Origin of the sequence: Dialister sp., from assembly GCF_051885895.1 — a bacterium.
Taxonomy (GTDB): Bacteria; Bacillota; Negativicutes; order Veillonellales; family Dialisteraceae; genus Dialister.
The window spans coordinates 1-4,549 of the sequence record NZ_JBJEXP010000109.1; the positions used below are offsets into that span (position 1 = coordinate 1).

General features: G+C 49.5%; 5 protein-coding genes. All 5 read left to right on the forward strand.

Features of this window, described 5'->3' with window-relative positions; translation table 11 throughout:
• Nucleotides 1-776: AAA family ATPase (locus ACI4N7_RS09290; RefSeq protein ID WP_439733081.1), on the forward strand; the 776-nt coding region annotated here is incomplete at its 5' end.
• A gap of 15 nt (nucleotides 777-791) precedes the next feature.
• A complete protein-coding gene (locus ACI4N7_RS09295; RefSeq protein ID WP_439733082.1) occupies nucleotides 792-1,898 on the forward strand; it encodes a response regulator in 1,107 nt (368 codons plus the stop codon).
• A 644-nt stretch (nucleotides 1,899-2,542) separates the two neighbouring features.
• Entirely contained in the window at nucleotides 2,543-3,505 is a 963-nt protein-coding gene (locus ACI4N7_RS09300; protein WP_439733083.1) for a type II secretion system F family protein, read from the forward strand.
• Between the two features lie 91 nt (nucleotides 3,506-3,596).
• Nucleotides 3,597-3,815 (forward strand): Flp family type IVb pilin, encoded by a 219-nt coding sequence (locus tag ACI4N7_RS09305; RefSeq protein ID WP_439733084.1) that lies wholly within the window; start codon nucleotides 3,597-3,599, stop codon nucleotides 3,813-3,815.
• A gap of 132 nt (nucleotides 3,816-3,947) precedes the next feature.
• Entirely contained in the window at nucleotides 3,948-4,466 is a 519-nt protein-coding gene (locus tag ACI4N7_RS09310; RefSeq protein WP_439733085.1) for a TadE family protein, read from the forward strand.
• Nucleotides 4,467-4,549: the final 83 nt, after the last annotated feature.

The window sequence follows — 4,549 nt, forward strand, 5'->3', positions numbered from 1 at the left end:
CGGCTTATGCGGTTGGAAAGTCGCTGATTGCTGTTAATATTGCGGCGGAGCTGGCGAAGCAGGGGATGAAGGTGTGTCTGGTGGATTTGGACCTGCAGTTCGGAGATATATGCTACTATCTGAAGCTCAATCCGAAGAAGACCATTGCTGATGCTCAGCGGGCAATGAAGGCAAATCCCCAGGATACGGTGGTGGTGGAGTTTCTAACGAAATATACCGCCGGCGGAGTTTCCTTCGATGTGTTGACGAATCCGAAACTCATGGAAGAAGCCTACAATATGGATAACGGCATTATCCGCTCTCTGGTGCAGCAGCTGCAGCTGGAGTATGATTATGTGATTATCGATACCACGTCCACCTTCAGCGCCCTGAACCTGTCCATGATGGACCTTTCTACATTGATTAATTTTGTCGGCATCGTAGATTTCATCCCTACCATTAAGAACATGAAGCGCGGCAGCGATACGCTGAAGGAGCTGGGCTATGATGACAGCAAAATCCGGTACCTGCTGAATCGAAGCAATGCGAAGACGCGAATTGACGTGGAAGATGTGGAGGCCATCCTGGGTAAGCACTTCGACTACGTCCTTCCCAATGATTTCCAGACTGCCCAGAATTCCATCCGAAGCGGCGTGCCCTTCGTGCTGGAGGCCCGGCATACGCCGCTGGCAAAGGAATTCATTTCCATCGTAGACGGCTATGTCCGTCCGGAAACGGAACGAAAAGAAGAAAAGGCCGACGACCACGGCAGCTGGCTGTCCCGTCTGTTTTCTTAAAGGAGGTGAAGGATTTTGGCATACAGAACCGTCCTTATCGAAGAAAACCAGGTCATGCTGGAACGACTTTCCAGTGTGATTAAAAATACACCGGGCTTTGACCTGAGTGCCCGCTATAGAAATGCCGGCGATGCCCTGGGGCAGATGCAGGCATTCAAGCCGGAACTCATCCTTCTTGATATTGATAATGAAAGAAACGGCGCTCTTCTGCCGGACCTGAAAAAATCCTATCCCCATACCGCCATTATCGGCATGAGCCGGAAGTGGGACTCCGAAGCCCAATCCCGCCTCATGCGCTCCGGCGCCGGCGGTTTCATGATTAAACCCTTCACCGGTGAAGAACTTCGGGAAACTGTGCAGAATCTGGGTAATTCCGCCGCTGCTCACCATTCAGAGGTGGTGGCTTTCTTCAGCCCCAAAGGGAAGAGCGGCAAAACCACCCTCATTTCCAACTTGGGCGCCGCCCTGGCAAGAGAAACAGGAGAGTCTGTCGCCATCATCGACGGGGATCTCCAGTTCGGCGATATGTCCGTCTTCTTCAACCTTACTCCCCAGAGCACCATTGTGGAAGCGGTGCGTGATATTTCCTTTCTTTCCCCGGTGACACTGAAATCCTACTTTGTGCCGGTGAATGACCACCTCTCCATCCTCTGCGGCGCATCCAAGCCGGACCTGGCGGAAACGGTGACTATGGAAGGAATGACCAGCCTTATCAAAATGGCCAAAAGCATTTTCCGCTATGTGCTTCTTGACCTGTCCTCCGGTTTTTCCGACGTGGCTTGCACGGCCTGCGAACTGTCCGACAAGACAGTGCTCATGGCTATGGTCAACGGCGGCTACGAAGTGGAACACATGAAGCGGGCCTTTGAAATCTTCCGCTGCTGGGACGACTACAAGGAGCGCATCCGCCCGGTATTCACCCGTGTTTCTCCTTGTACGGACGAAGAAAAAGAGGTCTTCTCCAAAGCCCTGGGCTTCCCGGTGGCTCATATCCTCCCCAACGAATACCTGGCTGTCTCCTCAGCCGCCGACAACGGCCGACTGCTCATAGACCAGGATCCCAATAACCCCTTCTCCCTGGCTGTGGATAGCATGGCCGATGAGATAGCAGAAGGGCGGTAAGGGTGACAGGCCTGAAGGCATGAGGAGTGTAGTGGGCTGGTGCCCATTATCCCGCAAAGTGGCCTTGCGCCCCCTTTCAGGGGAAGAGGGCCACGCAGTGGCGCGGGGGTGTTCTATGGTAAGAACCGAAAATGACGTTCCTTGTCAAGCGGGCCGCCGTTTGGCGGTGAGGAGTGCGATGGAGTGTCAAAGCGATGCTCTACCCCGTACACCCTATGGCCCCTCAAGGGGCAAAGAAGATAGTGCAGCTAACCCTTGCGCCCCTTTGGGGTGGTAAGTGAGCGAAATTTGTAGAGGCTGACTTGCACATCCTATGCAGGATGTGCACAAGATGGGGGGCTGCGGCGGCGGCCCCTTCCCGACAACTGGTATTTAATGACAGGTGTTTCAACTGCGGTATGTACCGAGATTCCTCACTGCGTTCGGAATGACAGTGGGAGGCGGGAAGTAGAGTCTACATTATCTTAGATATAAAACCTGCGCCCACAGGGCGCCACCACAACACTCAGTCGCGAAGAGGCTGCCAATTTGAGAATCCTCCGGCCCAACGGACCGGTCCATCATAAGAACCTTGTTTCTTATGATTTCCCCTTTAATTTATTTCCACACCCGTGTTATAATTCAGTCAGGAAGGAGAATATTAGATGATACTTTTATTTTCATTGCTTTTCGCCTTTCTGTTCTTTATTCTTTTCTTCCTTGGGCTGCAGGCGGTACTGCGGCAGAGGAGAGAAGTGGCGGAGCGTATCCAGATGTATTCCGGCTACCAGCCTTCTGTGGTGCGCAAGGCTTCACCCTTTGAGGTGCTTCGGAGCCGTCTCCATGAGATTTTTGCAGAGAAGGCCAAGCGCTCCGGTGTGTCCGGAAGGAGCCGGCTGGATCTGATGATGGTACGGGCGGGGCTTCCTCTTCTTGGGTCCGAGTTTCTGGCCATTTCGGCAGGGCTCTCGCTTCTGGTATTTGTCATTTTCGCACTGGTGACTTTTAATCCTGTCACCGGTTTTCTGGCACTCCTTCTTTTTCTTGCCGCAGACTTTGTGTTTGTACAGCGAAGAATCAGCAAGCGTCTTAATAATTTCCAGCGCCAGCTGGCGGACTGCCTTTCCCTGGTAGCGAATTCCCTGCGGGCAGGCTTTTCTTTCCTGCAGACTATGGAAATCATTTCTCGGGAAATGGAACCGCCCATGTCTTCGGAATTCGAGAGAGTCATGAGAGATACAAGCCTGGGGAGATCCCTGGATGAGGCTCTCCATGATATGGATGAGCGTGTGGGAAGTGCCGATTTTTCCCTGGTAGTGACGGCTGTCCTTATCCAGCAGCAGGTAGGGGGAAATCTGGCCATCATTCTGGACACGATTCGCCAGACGATTTCAGAGCGTATCCGTATTCGGCGTGAAGTAAATACATTGACCGCACAGGGAAAAATGTCAGGCATTGTTCTTGCCTGTATTCCTGTAGCATTGGCTTTATTCTTCTACATTTCTTCGCCGGAGTATCTGGAACCGCTTCTGACTACTACTATCGGCAAGATGGCCATTGCCGGTGCTGTATTCCTGGTGATTGTCGGCTTTGTTATTATTCGGAAGATTGTGGATATTAAAGTATAGCCTTGGTCCTATTCATGGTAGAAAGCCGTTTGGCTTTTTATATTTTATATATTATTGCATTTAACGAGTCAACGAGAGGGGGTGAATTCCTATGATGTCCTTAGCAAAACAGATGTATGATTACTATTTCAGACCTTATCTCGGTGAAAAAGGCCAGGACATGGTCGAATATGCACTGATGCTGGCTATTATCGTTGGCATTGGCTGGCTGATTTATAAACAGGCCGGTCTGGCAAACAGCATTAATAACGTATTCTCTAATGCTAACAGCCTTATGGAAGCTGCTAATAGCCAGTCTGCTGGCTCATAAAATTCTCCAGACGAAGTGCAAAGAGCTTCTGCGCAGGCAGAAGTTCTTTGGAAAGACGGTCAATCCTGTATTGGCCGTTTTTCCAAAGAATAATGAATCAATTTGACATATGGAATGAAAGGAGGGACCATCATGAAAAAACAGGGCGGACAGGATATTGTGGAATTCGCTTTGATGGTTCCTCTTTTTATGGCATGCATTGTAGCCATTGCAGTGTTCGGTTTATATTTTGGGGATTGGGTAACTTATAATAATTTAGCACGGACGATTGCGAGGGAAGCAGCAGTTTCTTCTTTTGATAACAATGTCCGTAAGCCATCTTTTAGCGATATTGAAGATTATTATTATAATCGGTATGGAGGAGTTACAACTCACTTATATATCTTGGAAAAACAATCAGATATTCAACTTAGCATGGTTGATAAAGATGGAAAAGACATAAAGAATCCGGATTTTAGCAAAGTACCTGATGAGGATGAGGATAAGTCTCCATATTCCGTGAAGGTCTATCTGCATCTAATTAAGAATCCCGGCAATTATGGTTTTATAAATGCAGTAGCCAATGTTGGTATAGGGCTTCCTCAGAAAAAAGAAATTACCTATTACATGTATGATGAGAATAATCCGTGGAATCGTTCTACGCAAAGCTGACTATTTCAATAAAAAGGGGATGTAAACTGTGACACTGCTGGAACGGCTGGGGCGCCATGAAGAGAAGGGAAAAGCCGAAGTCA

Excerpts from the sequence above, each read along its gene's own strand:
- ACI4N7_RS09305 (WP_439733084.1), top strand. The coding sequence starts at position 3,597 with ATGATGTCCTTAGCAAAACAGATGTATGATTACTATTTCAGACCTTAT.
- ACI4N7_RS09310 (WP_439733085.1), top strand. The coding sequence starts at position 3,948 with ATGAAAAAACAGGGCGGACAGGATATTGTGGAATTCGCTTTGATGGTT.
- ACI4N7_RS09300 (WP_439733083.1), top strand. The coding sequence starts at position 2,543 with ATGATACTTTTATTTTCATTGCTTTTCGCCTTTCTGTTCTTTATTCTT.